The organism is Paenibacillus sp. GCM10023250 (assembly GCF_042653205.1).
Classification (GTDB): Bacteria; Bacillota; Bacilli; order Paenibacillales; family Paenibacillaceae; genus Paenibacillus_Z.
Map to the genome: position 1 here is coordinate 1 of NZ_JBHSHY010000026.1, position 26,454 is coordinate 26,454.

Genomic DNA, 26,454 nt, shown 5'->3' on the forward strand with positions numbered 1-26,454 from the left:
GCCGGGGCGCGCGCGGGCGCGCAGGCGCGGGACGCGCGGGGCGCACGGGCGCGCGGGGCGCGCGATGGCCCGCGGCGCGCTTCCCGTGCAGGCACAGCTCTTGCGCAGGCCTGGAGCGGCTGGTTCCGCCGTAGCGCGGGCACGGCCCTTGCTCGGGGCCAAGCAGACGGTTCCGCGCATGGGCGACAGCCTTAGTTCGACAAGCGGCGAGATTCGCGAGCTTTTGAGCGACGGCGGCGGCGAGGGCGAGTACTGTGGCCAAACCGCGAACTTTCGCGGCCACCAGAGCCGTTATTTGTGCGAAAATGGGCTTTCCGCCACTTGAGCGGCCACACGTTCCGCTATTGAACCCTAACGCGGCATAATTGCTCGCCAAACAAGCCAATAAGCGCTCCTGTGGCCGCGAAACGAGAATTTTACGTCAATTCGCCAAAATAGCGGCTCCCCTGTCCGCATGGCAGCGTATGCTCCCCCCCTCCCAACCGCCTGAACACCTACCCGCCCGCCCCCTCTCCCCTCATACCCACCAAAAACGCGATCGTCCTGCTCGGCCCCCACGCTAACTAACTTTTTTGAGCGCGACGGCGCTTGCGATTGCCGCAGTCTGAGGCAGGCCGCTTGCGAAGCGTTCGGTTCACCCCCATCGCTGCCACGGACGTTTGCTAGCTATATAGTGCCCGCCACTTCCCGCCGCCTCCCTCGACACGCAGAAAACGTGCGCAACCTCGACTTTTGGCGGACACACATACCGCTATTTGGCCCATTTGCCGTGTTTCTGCGATTTCGCGGCCAGGAGAACCGCTATTTGGCCAAATCCGGGTCAATTAGCGGCATAGCTAACCAAATAGCGGCGCCTGTGGCCGCCAAAGTTCAGAAATCGCTGGATTCGCGCGAATAACGGATCTCCTGTCCGCTCATACGGCGTCCCGTTTCTGTGTGCGGTCTGCCGCCACGTTGACCGCACCACGTACCGGCAACCACACCACCCCAGCCAGCCACCACAAAAAAAGGCGCCCCGAGAGCCGGTTTTAACCGGCTTCCGGGACACCTATTTCACGCAAATGCTTCATCCGCTGCCTCGGCTGCCGCCTTGACCGCGTCTCGTCAGCCACGGCAGCCTCATCCGGCGCCCACGGGCTTCAAGCCACGCCAGCCTCAATCGGCACGCGACCCACGCCCGATCACGACCTTCAATCCGCACCAGCCTCAATCGGCACGACACCGGCGCCCGATCACGACCTTCAATACGCGCCAGCCTCAATCGGCACGCCACCGGCGCCCGATCACGACCTTCAATCCGCACCAGCCACAATCCGCACGCCGCCGGCGCCCGATCACGAGCTTCAATCCGCGCCGGCCAAATCGGCGCGCGCTGGCGCGCAACCAGCGCCCAATCGCGCCCAACCGCGCCTTACACCCGCTCGAACAGCCCCTGCTTCTGATCCTCGATCGCCATCGCGCGGACTTCGAAATGCTTCTTCTTCCCCGTCGCCGTGTACGGCAGCTCGTCGATGAACCGGTAGAACCGCGGCCGCTTGTATGTGGCCAGCATGAGGTGCTCGCTGCAGTACTTGCCGAGCTCCTTCGCCGTCAGCGACGGATCCGACTTGATGATGTACGCGACGACGGATTCGCCGCGCAGCTCGTCCGGCACGCCGACGACGACCGCCTCCTGCACCTTCGGATGCTGGTTCAGGATTTCCTCAACCTGGACCGGGTGGATATTTTCGCCCGAGGAGAGGATCATGTCGTTCTTGCGGCCGACGACGGTGACGAATTCGTTCTCGTCCCACGTGCCCATGTCGCCGATGTAGATCCAGCCCTTATAGAACACTTTGCGGCTCTCGGCTTCCTTGTTGACGTACGTATAGGCCGTCTTGCCGACCGACCGCACGATGATCTCGCCGACCTCCTTGCCGTCCCGCGCGACGACGTCGTCCGGCTCCGCTTTGCGGTCGGGGTAAATCTTCACCACCGCCACGTCGTCGTCCGTGCAGGAGCGGCCCGCCGATCCGGCCATGTCCGGCAGGTCGAACGGGCGCAGGAACGTGTTCCAGAACGCCTCCGTCGTGCCGTAGCCATTGAAAATATTCGGCGTCAGCGTCTCCTGGTACTTGATGCAGTCTTCCTTCTCGAGCGGCGCGCCCATCGTCACGATGCCCTTCAGCCCGCTCAGGTCGGACGGATGCTTCAGCTGCTGCTGATACAGCATCTTCAGCATCGGCGGCGCGCCGATCACGAACGTCAGTCCGTATTCCGGGATGTACTCCAGCACGGTCTTCGGGTTGAAGTGGCGCAGAATCACGACCTCGCCGCCGACGAACAGCGTCGGGTTCGGACCGCCGGCATGCAGGCCGCCGCGGTGGAACCACGGGCTCATGTTCATCGTCCGGTCCATCGGCGTCAGCGGAAAATGCATCGCGACGTCGTGGGCCGACAGCACGTCGTTCACGTTGTTCAGCGGCACGCCCTTCGGCTGTCCCGTCGTGCCGGACGTGTACAGCCGCGTGTTTTCCTCATAGATGTGCTTCGGCGCGAGCGGCGGGTTGTCCTCGGAACGGTCCCGGACATAGTCCGCGTACGTCACGTGGCCCTCCGGCGCCTCGTTCTGCCCGGTAAAATCGACCATGATGATCCGCTTCGGCCGATGCTCCGCCATGGCGAGCGCCTGCAGCGCCGTCTCGCGAAACTCGCCGTCGTACACGAACGCCGCCGGCTTGCTGTCGTCGAGGATGAACGCCGTCTCCCCCGGCGAGAGGCGGAAATTGATCGGATTGTTGATCGCGCCGATCTTCTGCGGCGCCAGGAAGCTGAAGACGAACTCGGCCGAGTTCGGCAGCTGGTACGTGACGACCTCGCCGTGTCCGATTCCGTCCGCCGCGAGCGCGTGGGCGAACCGGTTCGCCTCGCGGTTCAGCTCCGCGTATGTCCACCGAAGCCCGCGCAGCGGGTCCGTCAGCGCGGGACGATTCGCAAACCGGTGGGTATTGCGCAGAAATCCGTTCAGATACGTGAACGAATGCTCGAACGTCTCCTTGAACATGCCAACGTCGTAAGTTAAATTGTGCTCCATTTCCATGCGGTCCATGTCTTCCTCCACCCTTTCGGTCATATGCGATCGTCCCTGCCTATCGTCCGTCGTACGCCCCGACGATCAAGGAGGCGTTTTGCCCGCCGAAGCCGAAGGAATTGGACATCGCGCGCCGTACGGTCGCCTGCCGTGCCACGTTCGGCACGCAGTCCAAATCGCATTCCGGATCGGGGGTCTCGTAGTTCAGCGTCGGCGGCAGCACGCCCTCGCGGATCGCCTGGATGCAGGTGATCAGCTCCGTCACGCCGCCGGCGCCCATCAGATGCCCGGTCGCACCCTTGATCGAGCTGACGGGCACGCCCCCGGCGCGCTCGCCGAACACGGTGTTGAGCGCCCGTGTCTCGATGCGGTCGCCGAGCGGCGTGGACGTGCCGTGCGCGTTCACGTAATCGATGTCCGCCGGCGTCAGCCCGGCGCGCTCGAGCGCGAGCCGCATGCAGTCGATCTCGCCGCGGCCGTTCGGCTCGGACGACGTGACGTGGTACGCGTCCGTCGTATTCGCGTAGCCGAGCAGCTCGGCATAGACGTGCGCGCCTCGGCGCTCCGCGGCATCCACCGTCTCCAGCACGACCGCGCCGCCGCCCTCGCCCATGACGAAGCCGTCGCGGTTCAGGTCGAACGGCCGGCTCGCCCGCGCGGGATCCGCGTTGCGCGTCGACAGCGCGCGGCTGGCCGCGAGGCCCGCGTCCATGAGCGCGCACAGGATCGACTCCGCGCCGACGGCCACGACGGCGTCGGCCTGGCCCGACTGCAGCAGCATGGCGCCGAGGCCGACGGCGTCCGCGCCCGAGGAGCAGGCCGTGTTCAGCGTGTAGCCCGGCCCGCGAAAATCATGCGCGATCCCGATATGCGCTGCCGCGATGTTGCCGAGCATCTTGGTCACGAGATGCGGGCTCACCCGGTAGCTGCCGCTCCGGGTAGCCGCCTCCTGCGCCTGCGTCGCCGTGAAGATGCCCGCGAGCGCGGTGCCTAGCACGACGGCGACCCGTTCCGGCCGCGCCTGGATGCGGCTCTGCGCCAGCGCCTCCTCGGCGGCGATCAACGCGAACTGCATGAAAATATCGGTTTGCTGCGCGAGCTTGCGCGGCATGTAGTCAGCCGGATCGAACGGCTTCACCTCGGCCGCGATCCGCACCGGCAGCTGTTCCGCGTCGAAGCGCTCGATGGCGCCGATGCCGCTGCGGCCTGCCTTCAGGCCGCTCCAATACGCCTCGACGCCGATGCCGAGCGGCGTGACGGCCCCCATGCCCGTCACGGCAATGCGTGCTTGATTGCTTGTCATCTTACTTCACTGTCCTTTCTCCGCCCGGGCGTCCGCTTCGCCCAAGGCCGGCCAATTGGCCGTCAGTCGATCCCACAGCCGCGGATGCCGCCGCTTCAGGTTGAACGGGGCGCCGTCGTCGCCGACGTACGCGTGCGCCGTAGCGCCTTCGGCCGCCAGCGTGCCGTCCTGCTTGAAGACCCGGTAGCCGAACGCGAGCCGGGAACGCGTCAACTCCGTCAAGGACGTATGCACCGCGATCCGCTCCTCGGGCTTCAGCATCTTTTTGTAGCTGCAGTCCGCCTTCAAGCAGACGAGCGAGATGCCCGCCCGATGAAAATCATCCATATATGGAAACCCCTGCTCCGCCATCAGACCCATGCGCGCATTCGTGAACCAGTCGAACGTCTTGGCGTAATAGGAGATTCCGGCTGCGTCGCAATCCCCCCACGTCACCGTCATGTCGTACACGTAATCGGGACGGAATTCGGTCATGCCATGCCCTCCGTTCTAAGATGTAATCTTTACCAGCTTTCCCGTCCGATCGGCCGTTCAAGCGCTTCGCGCCGGCCAATTCGTCCGGGAGGACGACAAAAAAGCGCAACAATGCGCTTTTTGCCCGTCCCTATTTATCTAATTCGCAGGCGGATCGCAGAATCCTGCCAGCATCCTAAATTTTTTATAGCTTCTTACTTTTTGTGCATCTTAAACTCTAGAAACAGCTCGTTGTAGTGCGACAGCATCTTCTTCCCTAGATTCCGGTATACCTCCAGCTTCGAGGTCAGCTCCGGATCCGGGTAAAACTGCTTGTCCCCCGAGATGTCCTCCGGCAAATACCGCATGGCGCCTTTGTTCGGCGTGGCGTAGCCGACGTATTCGGCATTCTGCGCGGCATGCTTCGGATCGAGCATGAAGTTGATGAACGCGTGCGCGCCCTCGACGTTCTTGGCCGTCTTGGGGATGACCATGTTGTCGAACCACAGGTTGGAGCCTTCCTCCGGTACGACGTAGTCGAGCTTGTCGTTGGCGTCCATGATCTCCGAGGCGTCGCCGGACCAGACGACCCCGACCGCCGCTTCCTCGTTCGCGAGCAGCATCTTGATCTCGTCGCCGACGATCGCCTTCACGTTCGGCGTCAGCTCGCCCAGCTTCGCCTTCACCTGCTGGAGATGGTCTTCGTTGGTGTCGTTCAGCGAGTAATGCAGGCTGTTCAGCCCGAAGCCAATGACCTCGCGCGCGCCGTCCACGAGCAGGATCTGATTGCGCAAGGCCGGGTCCCACAGGTCGTTCCAGCTCTTGAACGTCCGCCCGCCGAGCAGGTCCGCGTTGTAGACGATGCCGACCGTGCCCCAGAAGTACGGGATGGAATATTCGTTGTCCGGGTCGAACGACAGGTTCATGAACCGCGGGTCGACGTATTTCAGATTGGGCAGCTTCGCCTTGTCGATCGGCAGCAGCAGATGTTCTTGCTTCATCTTGTCGATCGCGTATTCGGAAGGGACGCTGATGTCGAAGGTCGTGCCGCCCTGCTCGATCTTGGTCATCATCGCCTCGTTGGAATCGAACGTCTGGTAGATGACCTTGAGGCCGGATTCCTTCTCGAATTCGGCGATCAGCTCGGGGTCGATGTAATCGCCCCAGTTGTAGATCGTCAGCGTGTTCGCGCCGGAGAGGCCCTGGGACGAATTGAGCGCCGAGGCGCCATACTGGAGGGCGAAGCCGAGCGCGATTACGGCGATCAGCATGCGCAGCAGCTGGTTCATTTGTTCGGCAGCCCCCATTCCGCGGCGCGGCCGCGACGGCCGGCCGGTCCCGCTTGCCCGCGGCGGCTGATGACGTAGTAGCCGGCGACGAGCGCCAGCGTGAACAGGAAGATGAGCGTCGACAGTGCGTTGATCGACAGCGACACGCCCTGTCTAGCGCGCGAGTAGATCTCGACCGACAGCGTCGTGAAGCCGTTGCCCGTGACGAAGAACGTCACCGCGAAATCGTCGAGCGAATAGGTCAGCGCCATGAAGAAGCCGGCGAAGATGCCGGACTTGATGAACGGCAGCACGACCTTGGTCAGCACGTCCCATTCCGTCGCGCCGAGGTCGCGCGCGGCGTCGAGCAGTGACGGGCTCATTTCCTTCAGCCGCGGCAGCACCATGATGACGACGATCGGCACGCTGAACGCGATGTGCGAGATGAGCACGGACGCGAAGCCGAGCTTGATGCCGAGCATCGTGAAGAAGATCAGGAACGACGCCCCGATGATGACGTCCGGGCTGACGATCAGCACGTTATTCAGCGACAGCAGCGCGTTCTGCCGCCGCATCCGGCGCGTCCGGTGAATCGCGATCGCGCCGATGACGCCGAGGATCGTCGAGATCGCCGACGAGAACAGCGCGATGACGACCGTGTTCAGCACGATGACGAGCAGCCGCGTGTCCGCGAACACTTCCCGGTACCAGTGCCAGGTGAAGCCTTCGAAGCCGTGCATCGTTTCCCCGCTGTTGAAGGAGTAATAGCCCAGGTACAGGATCGGCGCGTACAGAATCAGGAACACGAGCCACAGATACAGGTTGGACGGATTGAATCTGAATGAGGTTCGCTCTCGCATGACCCGTTACCTCCTCGCCCGGACGCGGTTGCCGGTCAATGCCATGATGATGACCATCGCCAGGATGAGAAAGACCGCGATGGTCGCCCCCATGCCCCAGTCCTGCGTCACGAGAAAATGCTGCTCGATCGCCGTGCCGAGCGTGATGACCCGGCTGCCCGCGATGAGGCGCGTGATCATGAAGAGCGACAGCGCCGGGATGAACACCGCCTGGCAGCCGGACTTCACGCCGCTTAGCGTGAGCGGGAACACGACGCGCCGGAACGTCGTCCACGTCGAAGCGCCGAGGTCGCGCGAGGCGTCGAGCAGCGACGGGTTCAGCTCCTCCAGCGCGTTGAACACGGGCAGAATCATGAACGGGATGAAGATGTAGACCGACACGAACACGAAGCTGAAGTCCGTGAACAAAATTTGCTGCCGCCCGATGCCGAGCGTCTCCAATATCGCATTCGCCGCGCCGTACGTGCCGAACAGGCCGATGAACGCATACGTCTTAAGCAGCAGGTTGATCCAGCTCGGCAGAATGAGCAGCAGCAGCCACAGCTGCTTATGCTTCGTCCGGGTAAGCAGGTACGCCGCCGGATAGCCGACGAGCAGCGAGAACGCCGTGATGAGGAAGGCGTACCAGAACGAGCTGAACGTCATCCGCATGTAGACGGGCGTGAAGAAATGGGCGTAGTTCGACAACGTGAAGGCGCCCTCCACGTCGAACAGCGAATCGTAGACGATCAGCGCGATCGGCGCGAAGACGAACAGCAGCATCCAGAGCAAGTACGGCACGAGGTAGACGTTGCGCGCGCGGGACGGCGCGGCGCCCTGCGCCCGCGTTTCCGCCGCCGCCCTCACGAGTACGCCTCCAGCCGCTTGTCGAATTCCTCTTCCGTCTCGTTATAGCGCATGACGTGGATCGCTTCGGGGTCGAACGTCAGGCCGATCGCCTCGCCGACCTCCGCCTTGCGGGTGGAATGCACGAGCCAGCGGTTGCCGGAATCGTCGGCGCATTGGATCTCGTAATGCACGCCGCGGAACAGCTGCGTCTCGACGCGCACCTCCAGCTTGCCTTCGCCGGAACGCGTAATCTCCAGATCCTCCGGGCGGATGACGATGTCGACCGGCTCGTTCGGCTGCAGCCCCCTGTCGACGCAGGCGAACGATTTGCCCGCGAACTCCACGAGGCAGTCCTTCGTCATCCGGCCGGCTACGATGTTGGATTCCCCGATGAAATCGGCCACGAACCGGTTGATCGGCTCGTCGTAGATGTCCGTCGGCGTGCCGCTCTGCTGGATGATGCCGTTGTTCAGGACGAAGATCTCGTCCGACATCGCGAGCGCTTCCTCCTGGTCATGCGTGACGAAGATGAACGTGATGCCGAGGCGGCGCTGCAGCTCGCGCAGCTCGACCTGCATTTCGGTCCGGAGCTTCAGGTCGAGCGCCGACAGCGGCTCGTCGAGCAGGATGATCTCCGGCCGGTTGACGATGGCCCGGGCGATGGCGACGCGCTGCCGCTGCCCGCCGGACATCTCGTGAATCTCGCGGTTCTCGTAGCCGGCCAGGTTGACGAAGCGCAGCGCCTCCAGCACCTTCTCCTTGATCTCGGCTTGCTTCAGCTTCTTGATGCGCAGGCCGAACGCTACATTCTCGAACACGTTCAGATGCGGGAACAGCGCGTAATCCTGAAACACCGTGTTCACCTGCCGCTTGTTGGCGGGCACGCGGTTGATCACCTTACCGTGAAAATAAATGTCGCCCCGCGTCGGCTCCGTAAAGCCGGCGATCAGCCGCAGGATCGTCGTCTTGCCGCAGCCCGACGGGCCCAGCAGCGTGTAAAACTTGCCGCGCTCCATGTCGAAGCTGACGTTCTTGAGGACGGCTTCGTCGCCCTCGTACTGCTTTGTGACGCCCCGGAACGATATGATCGTCCCCGGGCTGCCCGGTCCGTTCATCCTCGCGATCCCTCCTCTATGCTCATAATGATGCCAAATCATGCCGTTAACGCTTTCTTGGATAGTATAACCAACGCCCCGCGGGCATGAAGCGTTTTCTATGCTATGGCCTCAAGCCCCCGCCAAAATCTTCCCGTTCGCGTCCGCCGCCCGCACGACGAAGCTGCCGACGTCCTTCCCGCCCAGTTCCTTCGCCGCGATGGCGTACTTCCCGCCGACCTCCAGCTCGACATAGACCGTCGACGCGCCCTTCACGTCCGCGGCATTGGCGGGATGCTCGAGCGTATCGTTGCTGATGATGACGGTCTTGACCGCCGGGTCGAGCGACTCCGCGGCGAAGACGACGCCGATCTTGCCGTCCGCCTCGCCCGCGCCGGCCGAGAACCAGGCGTAGCGCACCGACTCCCGCCCCGGCAGCGCGGCCATCTCGACCGACGTGCCGTGCTCGTACAGCAGCCCCCACTTGCGGTGCACGATCTGCGCCTTGCTGCGGCTGCCGTTCGATAGAATGGCGACTCTGTCGCTGCCGAGCGCGCGCTCGTATACGACGCTCTTGCCAGCGTACGCGGAATGCGCGAAAGCGCTCTTCGCGCTGAGGTAGCCCCCGGACTGGTTGTAGACAAAATAAAGTACCGCAGCCGCGATCAGCGCGACCGCTAGCATCGTGTTGCGTCTTCTCATTCGACGATCATCCTCTCGTAGCGCAGCTGCACGAATTCCTCGCCCCGGGTGACGACGCGGCGCGCCCCGTCGGCCAGGAAGCCCTGCCGTTCGTAGAAACGTCTCGCGCCCTCGTTGCGCTCGAGGACCCACAGGCCGGCCAGCGCGCAGCCCTTCTCCCGCAGCCGCTCGAGCCCCCAAGCCATCAGCCGCTGACCGAGCCCGCGTCCCCAATATTCCCGCAGCAGATAGAGGGCCGTCACTTCCCCGTCCATCTGCCGCGCGTCCGCCGGATAGCGCAGGCTGATGTAGCCGACGGCCCGATGGCCGACCAGCAGCAGGCCGGTATGCTCGGGCTCCCGAAGCCGCTCGCGGCATTCGGACTGCCGGCTTTCCGCGGTCACGCGGTTCAGAAACTCGTGCGGCAGCAGCTTCCGGTAGGCATCGTGGTAGCTTCTCGCCTGCAGCTCGCCGAGCTTGTCCCAATCTTCCGGCACCGCCCACCGGATCACAGCGGCTTTCAACACGTTGTACGCAGCTCCTTCGGCGCAGAATGTTCGTATGCGCATGTGAAAATATTATACCAACGGACCGTCCCTTTGAGAATGAGTCAATTGCTTTCGCTGACATAGCGAAGATAAATTCGTCATTCACCTTTCGTTTCGTAGACCAATATGCTACGATGGTTTCAAAATGCCAGCAAGGAGTGGAAATGTGGCCGCCAAACCGCCGCAAGATTTCGCGCTGCCCGCCGTCGACCTCGACGAAACCGACCGCAAAATCCTGACTTCGCTGCATGAGAACGCGCGCATCTCCTATACGGAGCTCGGCAAGCTCGTCGGCCTGTCCCGCGTCGCGGTGCAGACGCGCATCGCCGCGCTCATGGACGAAGGCGTCATTGAACGGTTCACGGCCGTCATCAACCCGGCCCGGATCGGCATCGACATCTCGGCCTTCTTCAACGTCGAGGTCGAGCCGCAGTTTCTGGAGGACGTCTCCGTCAAGCTCGCGGAAGAACCGGAGGTAACCAGCCTCTACCATATGAGCGGGCCGAGCAAGCTGCACATGCACGGGATCTTCGAATCGATCCGGGAGATGGAGCGGTTTCTCGTCGAGAAGGTGTACGCCATGCCCGGCATCGTCAGCGTCGACAGCCAGCTGCTCCTGAAGCGCTACAAGAGCCGCATGGGCATGAAGCTGTAAGCCGGCCGGGAAGCCGGCACCAGCGCAGATAACTGAAGGATACGAGAGGACGGAGAGCCATGTGGACAGAATTATGGAAGCTGTTTATTTCATTCGGACGCGCGACGATGCTCGGCTACGGGGGCGGACCCTCGATCATCCCGCTGTACGAGAACGAGGTCGTGAACCGGATGTCGTGGATGACGACGGAGGACTTCGGGCATGCGCTCGCGTTCGGCAATTCGCTGCCCGGGCCGATCGCGACAAAGCTGGCCGCGTATATCGGCTTCAAGGTCGCCGGCTGGGCGGGCGCCTGCGTCGCGCTGGCCGCCGTCGTCCTGCCGACCGCCCTGCTTATGATCGTGCTCGTCGGCGTCATGTCGAAGTTGCAGAACAATACATACATTAAGGGCATGATCCGCGGCATTCAGCCCGTCATCTTCGTCATGATGGCGATGCTCGCCTACGACTTCGCCAAGTACGCGATGAAGACGTCGCCCGGCTTCATCACGTTCATCCCGTTCCTCCTCGCGGCGGCTTTTTTCGTCTCCGTGTATTACCTGAACCTGAGCGCGGTCTGGGGCATCGTCGGATCGCTCGTCATCGGCGCGCTGTTCCTGCGGGGATAGGGACGGATCGGATAGCCGGACTCGGCGGATTGGGGACCCGGTAGACGGCGCTTTGCCGTCCGGCGGGTTCTTTGTCATGCTTCGGCGTCCGCCTGCCGGCTCGATTCTCCGTCCCTTCGATCCTCGCCCCTCCGATCCGCGCCCTTCCGATCCTCGACCGTGCCCTCGCCTTCCTCTTCCCGCCGCATTCCCTTCCTGCCCGCTGCGTCTTCCGGCCATACACCAGACGCCCGGCGAGCGCATAATTTAAGGTAGCCTTGTTGACCCGGGCAGCGGCCGCATCGCCTCGCCGGCGGCAGCCGTTCCCGCATGATCGTCGCTCGCATGCTAGGCGGAGAGGAGGCCAGCCGATTGAAGAAGCGGAATTCAAGCACAGCCGGCAGCACGGCCGCAAGCGCCGCCGACAACAGCCCGAATACCGACCAGACAGAGAAGCTCTCCGCCAAGCTCGCGATCATCGGCGGCGCCTTCGCGACGCTCGGCGACTTCCTCGCGACCATCTCGGCCGCCCTCGCGCTAGAGGAGATCGTCGAGCAGGACCGGCAGGCCGAGCAGGAGAAGAACGAGCAGCAGGAGAAGATCGCCCACCTGCAGCGGCAAATCGACGCCCTGAAGCAGCAGCTCGAACGTTTGACCAAGCCCTGAACGTCCGGGAACGGACCGGCATCGGCATTAACAATCGTTCACGCGCGCCCTGGACCTCTCCCGGCATCCGCCATAAGAAAAAAGGAACCGCCGACGCATCGGCAGTTCCTTTTCTTATGATTCCGCTATGTCTCGCGGGCGAGTTATGCAAGCTCCAGGATGCGGCTGATGATGACCGCCGCTTGGGCGCGATTCGCGACGCCCTTCGGAGAGAACGCATCCGGCGACGTGCCGGTGATGATGCCAGCTCCCGTCAGCTGCGCGATTGCGTCCTTCGCGTAGGCAGCGATGCTGCCTTGGTCCTTGAACTTGGACAGCTGAGCCGGATCCGCGGCAGGAAGCTCCTTGACGAGCTTCAGCAGATTCGCGGCCATGACCGCCATTTCTTCGCGCGTGATCGGACGGTTCGGGTCGAACTTGCCGTTGCCGACGCCTTGGGCAATGCCCGCGCCGACGGCTGCCGCCACCGCGTCGTAATACCAGGAACCTGGCTTCACGTCTCCGAAGACGATCGTTGGTCCGTCCGCCTTCAGGTCGAAGGCCCGGACGAGCATGGTCAGGAATTCCGCCCGCGTCACTTGCTTGAGCGGCGCGAAGTTTCCTTTGTCGTCCACGCCCTTGACAATGCCTTTGGCTGCCAGGGACTCGATGGCCTCCTGTGCCCAGCCGGCAACAGGGCCAAGGTCAACGAACTGCGGAACGTTACCCGGTTCGGATGGATTGCTCGGTCCGTTCGGATCAGCCGGTCCGGTCGTACCACCGCCATTGCCGCCACCGTTGCCGCCGCCATTGCCGCCGCCGTTGCCGCCGTCACCCGGCGCCGTCGGCGGTACCTCGCCGTTGCCGTCGTCCGGCGTCGGATCGTCGGCCGTGCGCTCCGGCGAGGCCGCATAGATCGCGTTCGCCAGCAGGCGGAATTGGAACTGCGGATGTGCGCGGTTCGTCAATTCGTTGGCGAATACGGTCACGTTGACCGCGTCCGTCTTATACGTGAACGCGATCGTGCTGCCTTTCGCGCGGTCGTGGTTCGGCCACCAGCCGGCGAGATAGAAATCGTCGTCCGTGCTGGCCGTCGCGATGACGTTCGCGCCTTCCGGAACGGCCGTGATGTAGGAGCCGGATACCGTGTACAGATACTCGGTTTCCTTATACGGCGCCGTAATCAGGCTGTCCTGCGACAGATTCGTCTTGAACAGGCCTTCGTGCGCGTTGCCCGTCGTTGCAAAATTGAAGCCCGGCAGCAAATTCGAGCTCTTGAGCGAGTTCATCACGCTCCGGCCGAAGCCGATGTACGGTTTGCCCTCGCCGATGTAAGTATTGCTGTTGCCTGTGTTAACGAGCACGTCGCTCGTCGCCGGATCGGCCGCGACGTCGAAGCCGAGACCTTTCAGGACGAAGGCCGGCACGCCCGTTGCGGCGACCTTGATCGGTTTCAGCAGCTTGCCTTCCTTGCTGCCGCTCTCGTCGAACGGCACGATGTCCAGCAGGTAGTTGTCCATGACGGTCTTCAGGTTGGCGTACGAGACGAGGAAATCGCCCTTCTCGTAGCCATTGCCGCCCTCGTTCAGCAGGGTGACCGCTTTGCCCGCCTTCACCAGCTCGTTGACCGCCTTCAGCGCGTCGTTATTCGTGCTGCGAATGACGTAATGCACGGAGGATCCCGTAAGCGTGGTCGTAGGGATCTCTACCGATGTGACCGGCGTCGTCTTGCCCGTGAAAGCGCCGGCTTCACGCACGATGTACCGGTCGAAGCCCCTCATATAGGAGAAGCTTTGGACAATGTCGGCGTACATCTCGCTGAAATCGGAGACGTCGATGCCATCGTACAGCACCAGGTTCGCGTAGCCGCGCTTGGCTTGATGCATGTTGACAATGTAGCTGCCCGCCGGATAGACCGTCTCGCCGACGGTGACCGGAACGGTCGATTTCTCGATTTTCACGCTGTTGCGGAGCAGGTACTGCACCATGTTGTACGCTTCGAGCTCGTTCTCCTGCACGGACGGATCGACCGGCAGCACGTAGTACTCAGGGAAGAAGTTATCTGCGCCGTGGCGCGGTCTGCCGATGACTTCGTTGTTCGCGTTGATCAGATACTTGTCGACCGTGCGGCTGTCCACGTTCTCGACCCCGCGCTTGTACACTTCGAGTTGATTCAGGAATAATTGATCTTTATGGTCCATGACGTATTTGGTCGATGCCATGGCGGTATAGAAGAGCGCATTTACCGAATCCTCGTTCAGTTCCGGAATCTCGACGGTATGGCCGAGCGCGCCCTGATGCATGGCGAAGACGGCCGTGTATGCCGGGGAGGCGTCGTCCCAGCCCGTCGCGTTGGCGATCGGTTTATAGTTCGGGTCCTCCGCCTTCTTGCGGGCTTCTTCGTACGGAATATGGTAGACGTCGTACTTCGTGTTCGCGACGCCCGCGCGGCCCATCGCATTCGCTTGATCGACCATGTTGTCGATGAGCAGGTCGTATTCGAAGTTCGGATCGTGCGGGGGCGTGCACGGCTCGATCAGGAACTGCTTAACGAAGCCGTGGAAATCCAGGAACGACAGCGGCGACCACTTCGTAATTTCGCTCGCGACGATTTGCGTTTCCGGCTGCGTTTGGTACGAGTTGTCGCGATTCAGGTCGAAGCTGTTGGCATTGGCGCGCGTGTTCAGATAGCGGCCGTCCGGGTTCTCCGTGTAGTTCATGAGGAAGATGACATTGTCGAGCGCCTTGTCGACGTCGATGGTCACCTTCTGCGGATTGCCTGCGGCGTCGGTCGTATCGTACGTGACCGCGTCTTGGCTCGACATCTCGTCGAACACGTTCAGAATCGCGTCGATGCCCGGTGCCTCGTCCGGATGGATGTTGTTCAGCCAGATCGGCACCTTGTAGTCCGTCAGCTCGCCGTTCTTGATCTTCGCCTGCAAGCCTGCCGGGTCGTTGATCATCGCAGGGAGCGTCTCGTTCACGTATTGATCGACGGACGCCTTGTCCTTCGCCAAAATCGTGAAGTAGATGTTGCGCCCTTGCACCGATTGGCCGAGGACGCGCGTCTCGATGTAACGGCCTTCCTTCGCTTTCGCCGTGATGGCGTCGATCGCCGGCTTAAGCTCGTCGTACGTGTGATAGGAATCGTACGGGTTCAGCTTGACGGCGGCGAAAGCGATGACGTTGCCCGATTTGCCGCTAACGGCCAGGTCGCTCGTGCCGATCATCTCCGGATACCGCGAACGGAAGGAGCCGGACAGATCGCTCGTGCCGTAAATCAAATCGAACGTGACTTTCGCCTTGACCTTCGTGCCGTCGAGCACCGGCGGCTCCGCCAGGTAAATGAACGGCTCGCCGTTGTAGCCGGCCGGGCTCTCCGTGCTCCATTTCTTCCATTCGGTCAGCGGCTTGCCGCCGTACGTCCACTGCAGATCGTCCAGCGTCGAAGTCGACGGCAGCTCGAACTCGACGTCGATCGTACGCTTCTCCGTCATGGACGCCTTGTCGTCGCTTAAGGTCAGCGCCTGCGGCTCCGGCGCCTTCAGCTCCAGCAGCAGCGTCGACAGCACCTTCGTGAATGCCGTCAGATGCTCTTCGATCCGGCCTGGGTAATTCTCCGTGATATACTCGAGCTTGTCCTTGCCCGTATGCCAGATTTCCCCGTCCTTGACCGTCTGCGTATAGCCGTCCAGGTCGCCGAGCGCCCAGTTCGTCGCTTCCAGATAGCCGTACGGGATGCCGGCCTTCCGGAATGCCGCGTGGTCGCTCCAGTCGCCCGTCGTGCCGGCCGGGTAGTCCGGATTTAAGCCCGGGTTCGTCTTCAGGTCGATGCCGAGACGCTGCGCGATCGCCAAGCCCTGGTCGCGCACGAAGCCTTGACTGCCTGCGTTGCCGTAAATATTAATGTCGTCGCCGACGGCGAGGCTGTCCAGGTTGATCATGGCGACCGTGTTCTTGATATCTTCAGGCGTCATTTGGGAGACGTAGTACTGCGAACCGCGCGTACCCGCTTCCTCCGCGCCGAACGCGATGAACTTGATCGTGTACGGCGTCGTCTGCTTGGATACCGTCAATGCGGCTTCCATCATGACCGCGACGCCGGAGGCGTTGTCGTCCGCGCCCATGCTGCCGCCGCTGCTGACGGAGTCGTAGTGCGCGCCGACGATGATAGTCTTGTCGGACGTGCCTGGTTTGGTCGTCGCAATGATGTTATTTGTCGAGACCGTTTTGCCGGACCGTGTATAGGTGAACGGCTGTTTCTCGACGGTCAGGCCCATTTTCTTGAATTCGTCCATGATGTAGTCGCCGGCAGCGGCATCTTGATCGCTTCCCGCGGTCCGCGTGCCGATGTTCGACGCCAGGTAGGTCAGATACTGCGAAGCGGCGTAGCCGACATCGCCTTCCTTCAGGCTCAGCAGCGGCGCGTCGAGCGCGGACGCCGCAGTTCCTTGGTCAGCCGGCGTGACGGCTTCCGGTTCCGCTGCAGGCGGTTCTACTGCTGGCGGTTCCGCTGCCTGCGAATCAACGACCGGCGGCACTGCTCCGGCGGACGCGTCTTCCGCGTATGCGGCCGGCACGACGGCCGCGATGGCCATCATGAAGACGAGCAGAAGCGAAAGCAACCTTCGGGCTATCTTTGTTTTCAATAGATTCTCCTCCTCGTGAACACAATGAATGAATAATAGATTCATAGCTTCCAAACAGGCACAGCGAATAACAGCTTCCCGATAGCGGCGATAGGCGTGATCCGTTCCCTCGTCCGCTCGGGAGAGCCCCCCCGAACAACGGCTTCCTTCCTCAATCCGCTAAGCATCACTCCGTTCCGTGCTGTCTTGCTCTTCGCTATCGACCGGCAGGAAATCCGGCTTGGCCGGACATTCGCGCCGGTTCGTAATTGCGGCCGCGCGCCGGTGGGCGCGGGACGCAAGATGCGATACCGTTTGAAGTTTCGGCGGCGGCTTGCTGCTCGGACGCTAACGCACCCCCGCCTATAAGATGCGCTAGCATGGTCAACAAGTCTCCTAGTAATGACCATTTGTTGATTTGTATACAAAATACAATATACGTCTCCGATGTGATGGATTATAACATCGGGATATTCTTCCTTCAATACAAAACTTTAAAAATATCAGTGCCAACCGTCGAAAATATCATTTTTTAGCGAAATATGTAACTTTCAATGTAAATAATATGTCGGATTCCTGCCCTTTCTCGCATATGACAGCTTGTCTCTTTTACTTGCTCAATGTTAAAATTAACTATTATACCTAGCGCCGCAGCACTCGCGATAACGGAAGTCTTCCATCCTCGGCCGAAAGGAGAACGATTCTTGCAAATGCCCAAATATCGGTCTCTGAAGGACCATGTCTATGACTACATCGCGCAGAAGATTCAAGACGGCACGCTGCTTCCGAACGATAAAATCAACGAAGCGGAAATTTGCAAGCAATTGGAGATCAGCCGGACGCCCACGCGGGAAGCGCTGTTTCAGCTCACGTCGGACAACCTGCTGGACTATTTGCCGCGGAGGGGCTTCACCGTCAAGGTCTTCGACGCCAAGGAGAAGAACGACTACTCCCGCATTATCGGCACGCTGGACGCGCTCGCTGCCGTATTGGCGGTCGACTACCTCGACGCGCACGATCTCGCGGCGCTAGACGCGCTCGTCGATCGCATGGACCGCGACATCGACACGATGAATTTCAAAGGCTATCATGCCAATCAATACGAATTCCACGCCCTGTATATCCGCAAGTCGGACAATCCGGTCCTGATCGACATGATCGCCTCGCTCAAAAACAGCTTCGTCCGCCAATCGTATTCCAGCGAGGACAAACAAAAGCTGACGGCGGTTCTTCGCGAGGTCAACGCCGAGCACCGCAACATCGTGGAGCTGCTGCGGCTGAAAGACAAGCCGAAGCTTGAATGCGCCTTGAGGCATCACTGGCGCATCATCGATACCGAGATGCTGTGACCGGTACGGCGCCCCGCCCTGAACGGAGGGCTTGGCCGCCCCGGACTCGTAGCGAAGGCCCCTGAAGTGCACATCACTTTCACCCCTCAGGGGGTTTTTTATTTTCCGGGCACGCGCGAACAGCCGTCCCCCGGACGGAGCGACGGCGAACCGGGGATGAACGCCCCGATGATCCCGATTTCGGGCGCTTGTACCAGAACGGCCTTCCTCGCAGCCTCATAATCTATTAAGAGAGAGAATACGAGGCGAAGGAGCCGTGAAGGCATGCAAGCAAGAAGCGCAAGCAACGTGAACGTCATCGATGTCTCGCATCATCAAGGCATCGTGGACTGGGACAAGGTACGAGCTGCCGGCGTGGCCGGCGCATTCATAAAAGCAACGGAAGGCACGAGCTTCAAAGATTCGGCGATGGCGACCAACGCGGCGAACGCGGCCGCGGCGGGGCTGAAGATCGGATTCTATCATTACGCCCATCCGGAGAAGAACGACGCCGAGGCGGAAGCGCAGTTTTTCGTCTCGCGGATCTCCGGCTTCAAGGCCGACTTCCCGCACGTCCTCGACGTCGAGGGCGAAGCGTCCAAGGTGCCGTCCGCCCAGCTGACGGACTGGTGCGCCGCATGGCTGCTGGAAGTCCAGCGGCTGACGGGGCACGATGCGATGATCTACACCGGCGCGAACTTCGCCAAGTCGTACCTGGGCAAAAAGCTCGGTGCCTGGCCGCTCTGGATCGCCCATTACGGCGTGAACAAGCCGATGGATAACGCGACGTGGGACGAATGGGCGGTCTTCCAGTACACGTCGAAGGGCTCCGTCAACGGCATCTCCGGCAACGTCGACCTGGACGTCATGGAAGAAGCGTTCTACCTGAAGTATTCCGGCGCGGTCACGGTAAAGCCGTACAGCGGCGAAGATACGATCAAGGTGGTCGTGAACGACAAGCTGGCCGCCTACGGCCGCAACCGGAACGGCACGGTGTACGCGCCGCTGCGGCAGATCGGGGAGTCGCTCGGCGCCGTCGTCACATGGAACGCGGCGACCCGGATGCCGTACATCAACGGCGTGCCGATCGCCCAGTTCACGCTGATCGACGGTTCGGCCTACGTCAGCGTCCGCGCCGTGGGCAGCTTCCTCGGCGGCACGGTGTCGTGGGACGGCAAGAACCAGAAGGTCTATATCTATTATTGACGGCGGCGGCGGCCGGTCCACGTCCGCGGCCCGGCCGCGCGCCCGCGCCGCATGAGCAAAGCCTCCGTACCGCACCCTTCGGGGTGCCGGTGCGGAGGCTTTGTTTGGCGTGTATCTTCGGCGCGCCTGTCGCCGAAAGCGTCACTCCGGCTGCGGCTCAACGGCCTCGGCCAGCAGCCGGTCCATGTCTGCGGCGTACGCCTCCCGCTGCCCGGCGGTCCAGCCGAGCCGGTCCGCCATCGCGGCGACGACGGCCGCCTTCCGCGCCCGCACCTCCGCGATGCGGAAGAACAGGCTGCCGCTCCGGCGGACGAGGAAGTCCGCGGGCGTCGCCGCCATCTCGTCGTCCATCGCGTAGCGGAGCTGCACGGCCAGGACGAGCGGCAGGCCGTGCTTCGCCGCCCACGGCTTCGCCGCCTCCGCGAGCTCGAACAGCCGCGGCGCGTTGGCGCCGTAGCGCCGGGCGAGGAACGCGGCTTCGTCCGCGGAGAAGCCGCGGCGCATCCCCTCGCCCGTCTTCGTGCGGACGTACGCCTCGAAGTTCGCGGAGCCGCCGAGATCGCCGCCCGAGATCGGAATCGTCTTGGTGCCGCTCGCCGGCAGCTTCCGCCCGCCTTCCGCCAGCATCAGCTCCGCGACCTTATCGACGACCGTCTCCGCCATCTTGCGGTAGCCCGTCAGCTTGCCGCCGGCGATGGAGACGAGCCCGGACGGCGAGACGAAGATTTCGTCCCGGCGCGAGATCTCCGACGGCGACTTGCCCTCCTGCTGGATGAGCGGACGCAGGCCCGCCCAGCTCGACTCCACGTCGGCCGCCGTCAGCGCGAGCTCCGGGAACATGAAATTCGCCGCTTCGAGCAAATACGTCCGGTCCGCTTCCGTCATCGCAGGATGCGCGGCATCGCCGGCGTAGTTCGTGTCCGTCGTGCCGAAATACGTCTTGCCCTCGCGCGGAATCGCGAACACCATCCGCCCGTCCGGCGTATCGAAGTACACGGCCTGCCGCAGCGGGAAGCGGACGCCGTCGAACACGAGATGCACGCCCTTCGTCAGCCGCAGCGTCTTGCCCTGCTTCGAGCCGTCCAGCTCGCGCACCCGGTCGACCCACGGACCGGCCGCGTTCACGATGCGCCCGGCCGCGACCGTATACGTCCCGCCGCCGATCCCGTCGCGGACGACCGCGCCGGTCAGCTTGCCGCCGGCGTCGTACGTCAGCTCCTCGACCTTGGCGTAATTGACGGCCCGGGCGCCGCGCTCGACCGCCTTCTTCATCACTTCGATCGTGAGGCGCGCGTCGTCGGTCCGGTATTCGACATAGTAGCCGCCGCCCTTCAGCCCGTCGCGCTTCAGCAGCGGCTCCTTGGCCAGCGTCTGCCGCGCGCTCAGCATGACGCGCCGCTCGCCCCGCTTGACGCCGGCCAGGAAATCGTAGACGCGCAGGCCGATGCTCGTCGAGAGCTTCCCGAACGTGCCGCCGGCATACAGCGGCAGCAGCATCCATTCCGGCGTCGTCACATGCGGCCCGTTCTCGTAGACGACGGCCCGCTCCTTGCCGACCTCGGCCACGACGCCGATCTCCAGCTGCTTCAAATACCGCAGGCCGCCGTGGACGAGCTTGGTCGAGCGGCTCGACGTGCCCGCCGCAAAATCCTGCATCTCCACGACCGCCGTCCGCAGCCCACGCGACGCCGCGTCCAGGGCGATCCCCGCTCCCGTGATGCCGCCGCCGATGACGAGCAGCTCCGGCGGCTTCTCCTGCAGCTCGCGCAATACGGCCGCGCGGTCCTCCGCCGCGAACCGGCCGGTCTTCGTAGTCCTAGTCATGATGAGTACGCCTGCCTTTCCCCTGTTCAGTGTACGCCGAAAACCCGCTGCCCGCGCGCAGCCGGTCGAACCCGCCCTATGGCAGGATTCCCCCAAAAGCCGCCGGCCGCATGCAAAAAACCACGAAAAATCGCCGCCCGCGCGCTGCAAAAAGCGCCGGCCGCAATCTTCGTGGTTTCTCCGTGTCTCCAACCGTGATTAACTTACCGCTACTATACCATGCCTACTCGCAAAATGCCATGGCCGCTTTCACCGCGCGCAGCCAGCCGGCGTACAATGCCGCCCGCTGCTCCTCGCCCATGGACGGCACGAACGTCCGCTCGATCCGCCGCAGGGCGCGAATCTCGCCGCGGCCGCTCCAATAGCCGACGGCCAGGCCGGCCAGGAACGCCGCGCCGAGCGCCGTCGATTCATTCGCCGCCGGCCGTTCGATCGGCACGCCGAGCAGATCGCTCTGGAACTGCATGAGCGGATCGTTCGCGACCGCGCCGCCGTCGACGGCGAGCGCGCGGAGGGCGATGCCCGACTCCGCCTCCATGACCCGCAGCACGTCCTTCGTCTGGTAGGCGAGCGATTCCAGCACCGCCCGGACGAGATGCGCCTTGGTCGTGCCGCGCGTCAGGCCGAACATCGCCCCGCGCACGTCGCTGTTCCAATACGGCGTGCCCAGCCCGACGAACGCGGGCACCACGTAGACGCCTTCCGCCGACAGCGCGGCAACCTCGGCGGTCTCCGCGGCCGAGGCGATGAGGCCGAGCCCGTCGCGCAGCCATTGCACCGCGGCGCCGGCGACAAAGACGCTGCCTTCGAGCGCGTATTCGACGCGCCCGTCCGCCTGCCAGGCGATCGTCGTCAGCAGCCCGCTGCCGCTCTTGACCGGCCGCTCGCCGGTGTTCATCAGCATGAAGCAGCCGGTGCCGTACGTGTTCTTCACGCTGCCCGTATCGTAGCAGGCCTGCCCGAACAAAGCCGCCTGCTGGTCGCCGGCCGCGCCTGCGATCGGAATCGCATGCCCGCCGAACAGCGACGGCTCCGTATGGCCGTACACCTCCGACGAGGAACGCACCTCCGGCAGCATCGCCTTCGGCACCCCCAGCAGCGCCAGCAGCTCGCCATCCCAAGCGAGCTCATAGATGTTGTACATCAGCGTCCGCGAGGCGTTCGTCGCGTCCGTCACGTGCGCCGCCCCGCCGGTCAGCTTCCAGATGAGCCAGGCGTCGACGGTGCCGAACAGCAGCTCGCCCGCCTCCGCCCGCTCGCGCGCGCCGTCGACGTGCGCCAGGATCCACGCGACCTTCGTGCCGGAGAAATACGGGTCGATCAGCAGTCCCGTCCGCTCCCTGACCGCGTCCCCATGGCCGTCCGCCGCGAGCCGCGCGCATAGCTCCGCGGACTGGCGGGACTGCCAGACGATCGCCGGATAGACCGGCTCTCCCGTCGCGCGGTCCCAGACGATCGTCGTTTCCCGCTGGTTCGTGATGCCGAGTCCGGCGATCCGCTCCGCCGGCACGCCGCTCTCCGCGAGCACTCGCCGCATGACGCGGTGCGCGGAAGCCCAGATGAATCCGGCGTCCGCCTCGACCCAGCCCGGGTGCGGATAGCGAAGCGGCAGCTCCTCCCTCGCCATGCCTGCGATCGCGCCAGACCGGTCCACGAGCAGCGCGCGCGTGCTCGTCGTGCCCTGGTCGAGCGCCAGCATGTAAGCGTCCTCGAATTTCGTTGCGCCGTTGATGTCGGCCATTCGTTACTCCTCTCCCTTCAATCCGTCCTTGGCCGCCGCGGCCCCATGCCCCGCCGGCCCGTTACGCTTCCCACAGCTCGCGGCGCGACGTCGTCACCGCGGCGGCGCCGGCCTCCAGCGCCTGCCGGACATGCGCCTCCGTGCGGATCAGTCCGCCCGCGATGACGGGCACGCCGGTGCGCGCCTTCACCTCCGCGATGATCTCCGGCATGATGCCCGGCAGCACTTCCACGTAATCCGGCCGCGTCTTCTCCACGAGCGCGTAGCTGCGCTCCAGCGCGTCGGAATCCAGCAGGAACAGCCGCTGGATGGCGATCAGCCCGTTTTGCTTCGTCCGCTGGATGACGCCCGCGCGCGTCGAGATCAGTCCCGCCGGCCGCACGTTCTGGCAGAGAAACTCCGCCGCGTATTCGTCGTTCCGCAGGCCGTCGATCAGATCGGCGTGGAGCAGCACGCCCTTCCCGTGTGCCCGAGCCAGATCCGCGATCGGCTTCATTTGGCCAACGTGGCCGCCGAGCAGCACGAAGCCCGGGTACGGCGCGGATAGAAGCGCTTCCACTTCCTTCAGCTTGCGCACGGCCGGCAGGACGCGCACGCCCGGCCCGAACAGCTTCATGTCGCCAACGCCTCCTTCTCTTCTCCGCCGCCCGGCCAAGCTTTAAAGCGCAGCCTGCCGCGGCGGCGTCGTTCGTCATGATGTTCGATGCCCGATTTCAATATGCCAGATTTCCCGCGCGTTGACAATCGATGCCGGACGGCGCTTGCGGGCGGTGCGCGTCTTTTTCCCGGTCCCATGCATAAACACGGCCGCGAAAGCGGCATATTGAGGAAGGAAGTCCATCACGCGAACAAGGAGGCCGCCGCATGAACAAGCAGCGCGCGCAAGAAATCGTCGAATCGCCGGTCATGGCCGACGTCGTCTGCGACGGGGTTGCCGTCTACATCCAGCACGTCGACGAAGAGAACGATACGGCCCGCGTCTACCCGCTGGGCAAGCCCGAGGAGGAGCGCACCGTACCGCTGAGCAGCCTGGCCGAACCGTCGCCGTTCCAATCGGACGGCATCCACATGATGTGCCCGCCTTCGGGGCTGACCTGATCCCAAGGCAAAAAAGAGACCCGCGGCAACGGGCAGCGGGTCTGAAGACTTGCTATATAATAGGGGGTTGACTCTTATTATAGGGACCGAAGATTAAAGGAAGATGAAAATGGCGTTGCAGTTCCGTTACAAATGCGCGTCCCTCCGGCGAGCCATCGGCCATCGGCGGGACGCGCTGCCGTACGCCGGAGCTTCAACGCCGTTTTGTTGTCCGCGCCGGGCGGCGCGTCCCCGTTACATGACCGGTACGTAAAGCGATTTCAAATGATCGAGCATGTAGTACGCGGACTCTCCGCCCGCGTCCCCGATCTCGACCATGCCCCGGCCGGCCTGCCGGACCATGCCGGCGATCTCGGCCGGCCCGCCGACGTTGATGAGCGCGAGACGCCCCTCCGCCAGCTTGACCTGCTCCCGGAACGATTCCGCCGGCTGCTGCCGTCCGGCGACGGCCTTCGCGGACGCGCCGATCGCAGCGCCGGGATACGGGTCGTACGCCGCCGGGTGCGGGACGAGCCACTTCACATGCTTCAGCGCGATGCTGAGCCCGGGATAGAGCGGCGTATAGATCTGCAGGTAGTCCGGCCTGACGGCCGTCACGAATCCTTCGAGCACGGAGCCGCCGACCTGCAATTCGACATAACGTCCTTCCGCCGCCTTCAACATCCGTTCCATGCTCGCAACCTCGCCCCGGTACGCCGGCGCCGGCGCCTGCGCTTCCGCTTCTTCGCCGACGGGAGCCTCCCGCACCCGCTGCACGTGCGCGAGCGGCATATAGACGAAGCGCTCCCCGTCATGCATGACGAGCAGGTCGGCGCCCGCCTCGATGACGATTCCCTCGACGCTGCGCTTGCCCGTCATGTCCGCCGACACTCGCATTCCGATCCACTTTTTCCATGGTGTCTCCATGCTTATCCTCTCCTTTCGTTTTAGAATAGCCACTTCACCCAATACGCGAGTACGACCAGGGTAAACACGGCTGTCACCGGGATCGCGACGATCGTGACCCGCAAGTACTGCATCCAGCTGATCTTCACCCCGCCCTTATTGACAATGTGCATCCACATGAGCGTGGCCAGCGTGCCGATCGGCAGCATTAGCGAACCGATGTCGCTGCCGATGACGCTGGCGAGGTACGAAATCTTGAGCGTCAGCGGATCCAGGTCCATATGAGTCAAGGTCAGCGTGCCGACCATGAGCGCCGGATGGTTGTTGAACAGGTTGGACAGCACGCTGAGCAGCGCGCCCATCAGGACGCTGGCGTTCAGCAGGCTGCTCGTGACGATCGGCTGCAGCAGACGGATCAGGTAGTCAGTCAGCCCGATGTTGTTCAGGCCGTAGATGATGACGTACATGCCGAACGCGAAGACGAGGATGTTCCACGGCGTTTTTTTGACCATGTCCATCGGGGTGACCTTGAGGTACAGCCAGCGCCAGACCAGCAGCGCGGCCGATCCGATGACCGCCATGAGCGATACGGGAATGCCGGCGTAGGACGCGGCGAACAGGCTGACCCGCACGCATAAGACGAAGATCAGCACGTTGCGCATGAATCTGGTCCGGTTGCGGTTGTTGCCGCTATTGCCGTTGTTGCCGTTGTCGCCGTCCGCCTCCTTGAGCGGATGGCTGCCCGGCATGAAGCCGTGCTTCGGAATCTGCTTCGGCAGCGACTTGTAGAAGATCGCGTACAGCATGCCCGCGAGCACGCATAACCCGAGCGAGGCCGGCACGAACATCATCGCGGTATGCATATAAAGGCTCATATGGACGATTTTGAGCGCGATCAGGTTGACGATGTTGCTCACGCCGATCGGCGCGCTGGACGCCGTGGCGATGATGGCGCCGGAGATGAGGTACGGTATTTTTTGATGCGGCTTCAGCCCCATGTTCTTCAGCAGCATCAGCAAAATCGGCGTCGTGATCAGAATGCTTCCGTCGTTGTTGACGAACAGCGTCATCAGGAAGCAGAAGAGGTTCGTCAGCCAGAACAGCCGGACGCCGGAGCCGTTCGCCTTCTTCGCCAGCAGGTCCGCCGCCCAATAAAAGAACCCAAAGCTCTCAAGCACGATCGCCATGACGATGGTCGCGATGATCGTGATCGCCGCGCCGCTGATCGTTTCGAGAATGCTTCCGAGGTCGGCCAGCGAGACGCTGCCGCTCAGCAGCACGAACGCCGCCCCGATCGAGGCCGGAATCGCTTCGTTCACGCTGGGCCGCCAGAAGATGAACCCGATGGTCAGCAAGAAGGCGCATACCGTCGTGAGGACCATTAAATCATGCATGTCTCCACCTCTCTTTCCATGGGGGAATGTAAGGATCCTGTGCTGCGCGTTTGCCGCTCCTGCCGGAAATCGGGAGCCGCGGGAGACGATGCGGTTTTCATAGATTCGTGCCGCCGGAAGGCGATCTACAGCAAGGATGTACTGTATTTATACGTGCGAGACAGATAGCTCGTACTGGTTGATACACCCGAATCTATGAAAACCATCGTCTATCAATTGGTGATGTTTGCCCGCGGGTGACGTCTGCTGGCCATGGACGGACGCCCGCTCCGCGGGCGGCGCGCCGGCCGCGCATCCGGCAGCCTTGGGCGAGCCGGGGCTTGGGCGAGAAGCTGGACCGGCGGCCTAGGATTCGCCC

Annotated in this window: 21 protein-coding genes; 6 read left to right on the forward strand and 15 right to left on the reverse strand. The window is 63.1% G+C overall.

Annotated elements, in window-relative coordinates:
• Positions 1 to 1,411 precede the first annotated feature (1,411 nt).
• From ACFPB1_RS18755 to ACFPB1_RS18795, 9 genes are all read right to left on the reverse strand, one after another.
• Positions 1,412 to 3,112 (reverse strand): class I adenylate-forming enzyme family protein, encoded by a 1,701-nt coding sequence (locus tag ACFPB1_RS18755; protein ID WP_379227640.1) that lies wholly within the window; start codon positions 3,110 to 3,112, stop codon positions 1,412 to 1,414.
• A gap of 16 nt (positions 3,113 to 3,128) precedes the next feature.
• A complete protein-coding gene (fabF, locus tag ACFPB1_RS18760) occupies positions 3,129 to 4,373 on the reverse strand; it encodes a beta-ketoacyl-ACP synthase II (RefSeq protein ID WP_379227641.1) in 1,245 nt (414 codons plus the stop codon).
• 6 nt (positions 4,374 to 4,379) lie between these two features.
• On the reverse strand, positions 4,380 to 4,847 hold the full coding sequence (locus tag ACFPB1_RS18765; protein ID WP_379227642.1) for an acyl-CoA thioesterase: 468 nt from the start codon (positions 4,845 to 4,847) through the stop codon (positions 4,380 to 4,382).
• Between the two features lie 194 nt (positions 4,848 to 5,041).
• Positions 5,042 to 6,115, reverse strand: a complete 1,074-nt coding sequence (locus ACFPB1_RS18770) for an ABC transporter substrate-binding protein (protein ID WP_379227643.1) — start codon at positions 6,113 to 6,115, stop codon at positions 5,042 to 5,044.
• On the reverse strand, positions 6,112 to 6,954 hold the full coding sequence (locus ACFPB1_RS18775) for an ABC transporter permease (RefSeq protein ID WP_379227644.1): 843 nt from the start codon (positions 6,952 to 6,954) through the stop codon (positions 6,112 to 6,114). The genes ACFPB1_RS18770 and ACFPB1_RS18775 overlap by 4 nt, the downstream gene beginning before the upstream one ends.
• Positions 6,955 to 6,960: 6 nt before the next feature.
• Positions 6,961 to 7,716, reverse strand: coding sequence for an ABC transporter permease (locus ACFPB1_RS18780; RefSeq protein WP_379227685.1), 756 nt, complete (start codon positions 7,714 to 7,716; stop codon positions 6,961 to 6,963).
• A gap of 80 nt (positions 7,717 to 7,796) precedes the next feature.
• A complete protein-coding gene (locus ACFPB1_RS18785) occupies positions 7,797 to 8,897 on the reverse strand; it encodes an ABC transporter ATP-binding protein (RefSeq protein ID WP_379227645.1) in 1,101 nt (366 codons plus the stop codon).
• Positions 8,898 to 9,008: 111 nt separating this feature from the next.
• The gene (locus ACFPB1_RS18790; protein ID WP_379227646.1) at positions 9,009 to 9,578 is read right to left on the reverse strand and encodes a hypothetical protein; all 570 of its coding nucleotides are present in this window, start codon (positions 9,576 to 9,578) and stop codon (positions 9,009 to 9,011) included.
• A complete protein-coding gene (locus ACFPB1_RS18795; protein ID WP_379227647.1) occupies positions 9,575 to 10,084 on the reverse strand; it encodes a GNAT family N-acetyltransferase in 510 nt (169 codons plus the stop codon). Before ACFPB1_RS18795 ends, ACFPB1_RS18790 begins: the two co-directional genes overlap by 4 nt.
• A gap of 187 nt (positions 10,085 to 10,271) precedes the next feature.
• On the opposite strand from ACFPB1_RS18795, the gene ACFPB1_RS18800 reads away from it, so the two are divergent.
• The 3 genes from ACFPB1_RS18800 to ACFPB1_RS18810 all read left to right on the forward strand — a co-directional run bounded on the left by ACFPB1_RS18800 (position 10,272) and on the right by ACFPB1_RS18810 (position 12,013).
• Positions 10,272 to 10,760, forward strand: a complete 489-nt coding sequence (locus tag ACFPB1_RS18800; RefSeq protein WP_379227648.1) for an Lrp/AsnC family transcriptional regulator — start codon at positions 10,272 to 10,274, stop codon at positions 10,758 to 10,760.
• A gap of 59 nt (positions 10,761 to 10,819) precedes the next feature.
• The gene (locus ACFPB1_RS18805; protein WP_379227649.1) at positions 10,820 to 11,368 is read left to right on the forward strand and encodes a chromate transporter; all 549 of its coding nucleotides are present in this window, start codon (positions 10,820 to 10,822) and stop codon (positions 11,366 to 11,368) included.
• Positions 11,369 to 11,719: 351 nt separating this feature from the next.
• On the forward strand, positions 11,720 to 12,013 hold the full coding sequence (locus tag ACFPB1_RS18810) for a translation initiation factor 2 (protein WP_379227650.1): 294 nt from the start codon (positions 11,720 to 11,722) through the stop codon (positions 12,011 to 12,013).
• A 143-nt stretch (positions 12,014 to 12,156) separates the two neighbouring features.
• Here the strand turns inward: ACFPB1_RS18810 and ACFPB1_RS18815 are convergent, their stop codons facing one another.
• Positions 12,157 to 16,641 (reverse strand): M20/M25/M40 family metallo-hydrolase, encoded by a 4,485-nt coding sequence (locus ACFPB1_RS18815; protein ID WP_379227651.1) that lies wholly within the window; start codon positions 16,639 to 16,641, stop codon positions 12,157 to 12,159.
• 689 nt (positions 16,642 to 17,330) lie between these two features.
• Between ACFPB1_RS18815 and ACFPB1_RS18820 the strand changes: the two genes are divergently transcribed.
• Both ACFPB1_RS18820 and ACFPB1_RS18825 read left to right on the forward strand, forming a co-directional pair.
• Complete coding sequence (locus ACFPB1_RS18820; RefSeq protein WP_379227686.1) at positions 17,331 to 17,969, forward strand: GntR family transcriptional regulator; 639 nt, start codon at positions 17,331 to 17,333, stop codon at positions 17,967 to 17,969.
• 264 nt (positions 17,970 to 18,233) lie between these two features.
• Complete coding sequence (locus tag ACFPB1_RS18825) at positions 18,234 to 19,154, forward strand: GH25 family lysozyme (RefSeq protein ID WP_379227652.1); 921 nt, start codon at positions 18,234 to 18,236, stop codon at positions 19,152 to 19,154.
• A gap of 141 nt (positions 19,155 to 19,295) precedes the next feature.
• On the opposite strand, the gene ACFPB1_RS18830 is transcribed toward ACFPB1_RS18825, so the two are convergent.
• From ACFPB1_RS18830 to ACFPB1_RS18840, 3 genes are all read right to left on the reverse strand, one after another.
• On the reverse strand, positions 19,296 to 20,978 hold the full coding sequence (locus tag ACFPB1_RS18830) for a glycerol-3-phosphate dehydrogenase/oxidase (RefSeq protein ID WP_379227653.1): 1,683 nt from the start codon (positions 20,976 to 20,978) through the stop codon (positions 19,296 to 19,298).
• Positions 20,979 to 21,201: 223 nt separating this feature from the next.
• Positions 21,202 to 22,719 carry a glycerol kinase GlpK gene (gene glpK / locus ACFPB1_RS18835; RefSeq protein ID WP_379227654.1) on the reverse strand — a complete coding sequence of 506 codons (1,518 nt, stop codon included), beginning with the start codon at positions 22,717 to 22,719 and terminating at the stop codon, positions 21,202 to 21,204.
• Positions 22,720 to 22,780: 61 nt separating this feature from the next.
• The gene (locus ACFPB1_RS18840) at positions 22,781 to 23,335 is read right to left on the reverse strand and encodes a glycerol-3-phosphate responsive antiterminator (RefSeq protein WP_379227655.1); all 555 of its coding nucleotides are present in this window, start codon (positions 23,333 to 23,335) and stop codon (positions 22,781 to 22,783) included.
• Between the two features lie 248 nt (positions 23,336 to 23,583).
• Between ACFPB1_RS18840 and ACFPB1_RS18845 the strand changes: the two genes are divergently transcribed.
• The gene (locus ACFPB1_RS18845; protein WP_379227656.1) at positions 23,584 to 23,817 is read left to right on the forward strand and encodes an H-type small acid-soluble spore protein; all 234 of its coding nucleotides are present in this window, start codon (positions 23,584 to 23,586) and stop codon (positions 23,815 to 23,817) included.
• Positions 23,818 to 24,051: 234 nt separating this feature from the next.
• Here the strand turns inward: ACFPB1_RS18845 and ACFPB1_RS18850 are convergent, their stop codons facing one another.
• A complete protein-coding gene (locus tag ACFPB1_RS18850) occupies positions 24,052 to 24,723 on the reverse strand; it encodes a hypothetical protein (protein ID WP_379227657.1) in 672 nt (223 codons plus the stop codon).
• Positions 24,724 to 24,743: 20 nt separating this feature from the next.
• Entirely contained in the window at positions 24,744 to 26,096 is a 1,353-nt protein-coding gene (locus ACFPB1_RS18855; RefSeq protein ID WP_379227658.1) for an arsenic transporter, read from the reverse strand.
• Positions 26,097 to 26,454 lie beyond the last annotated feature (358 nt).

Excerpts from the sequence above, each read along its gene's own strand:
- ACFPB1_RS18755 (WP_379227640.1), bottom strand. The coding sequence starts at position 3,112 with ATGACCGAAAGGGTGGAGGAAGACATGGACCGCATGGAAATGGAGCAC.
- fabF (WP_379227641.1), bottom strand. The coding sequence starts at position 4,373 with ATGACAAGCAATCAAGCACGCATTGCCGTGACGGGCATGGGGGCCGTC.
- ACFPB1_RS18765 (WP_379227642.1), bottom strand. The coding sequence starts at position 4,847 with ATGACCGAATTCCGTCCCGATTACGTGTACGACATGACGGTGACGTGG.
- ACFPB1_RS18770 (WP_379227643.1), bottom strand. The coding sequence starts at position 6,115 with ATGAACCAGCTGCTGCGCATGCTGATCGCCGTAATCGCGCTCGGCTTC.
- ACFPB1_RS18775 (WP_379227644.1), bottom strand. The coding sequence starts at position 6,954 with ATGCGAGAGCGAACCTCATTCAGATTCAATCCGTCCAACCTGTATCTG.
- ACFPB1_RS18780 (WP_379227685.1), bottom strand. The coding sequence starts at position 7,716 with ATGCTGCTGTTCGTCTTCGCGCCGATCGCGCTGATCGTCTACGATTCG.
- ACFPB1_RS18785 (WP_379227645.1), bottom strand. The coding sequence starts at position 8,897 with ATGAACGGACCGGGCAGCCCGGGGACGATCATATCGTTCCGGGGCGTC.
- ACFPB1_RS18790 (WP_379227646.1), bottom strand. The coding sequence starts at position 9,578 with ATGAGAAGACGCAACACGATGCTAGCGGTCGCGCTGATCGCGGCTGCG.
- ACFPB1_RS18805 (WP_379227649.1), top strand. The coding sequence starts at position 10,820 with ATGTGGACAGAATTATGGAAGCTGTTTATTTCATTCGGACGCGCGACG.
- ACFPB1_RS18820 (WP_379227686.1), top strand. The coding sequence starts at position 17,331 with ATGCCCAAATATCGGTCTCTGAAGGACCATGTCTATGACTACATCGCG.
- ACFPB1_RS18825 (WP_379227652.1), top strand. The coding sequence starts at position 18,234 with ATGCAAGCAAGAAGCGCAAGCAACGTGAACGTCATCGATGTCTCGCAT.
- ACFPB1_RS18830 (WP_379227653.1), bottom strand. The coding sequence starts at position 20,978 with ATGACTAGGACTACGAAGACCGGCCGGTTCGCGGCGGAGGACCGCGCG.
- glpK (WP_379227654.1), bottom strand. The coding sequence starts at position 22,719 with ATGGCCGACATCAACGGCGCAACGAAATTCGAGGACGCTTACATGCTG.
- ACFPB1_RS18840 (WP_379227655.1), bottom strand. The coding sequence starts at position 23,335 with ATGAAGCTGTTCGGGCCGGGCGTGCGCGTCCTGCCGGCCGTGCGCAAG.
- ACFPB1_RS18845 (WP_379227656.1), top strand. The coding sequence starts at position 23,584 with ATGAACAAGCAGCGCGCGCAAGAAATCGTCGAATCGCCGGTCATGGCC.
- ACFPB1_RS18850 (WP_379227657.1), bottom strand. The coding sequence starts at position 24,723 with ATGGAGACACCATGGAAAAAGTGGATCGGAATGCGAGTGTCGGCGGAC.
- ACFPB1_RS18855 (WP_379227658.1), bottom strand. The coding sequence starts at position 26,096 with ATGCATGATTTAATGGTCCTCACGACGGTATGCGCCTTCTTGCTGACC.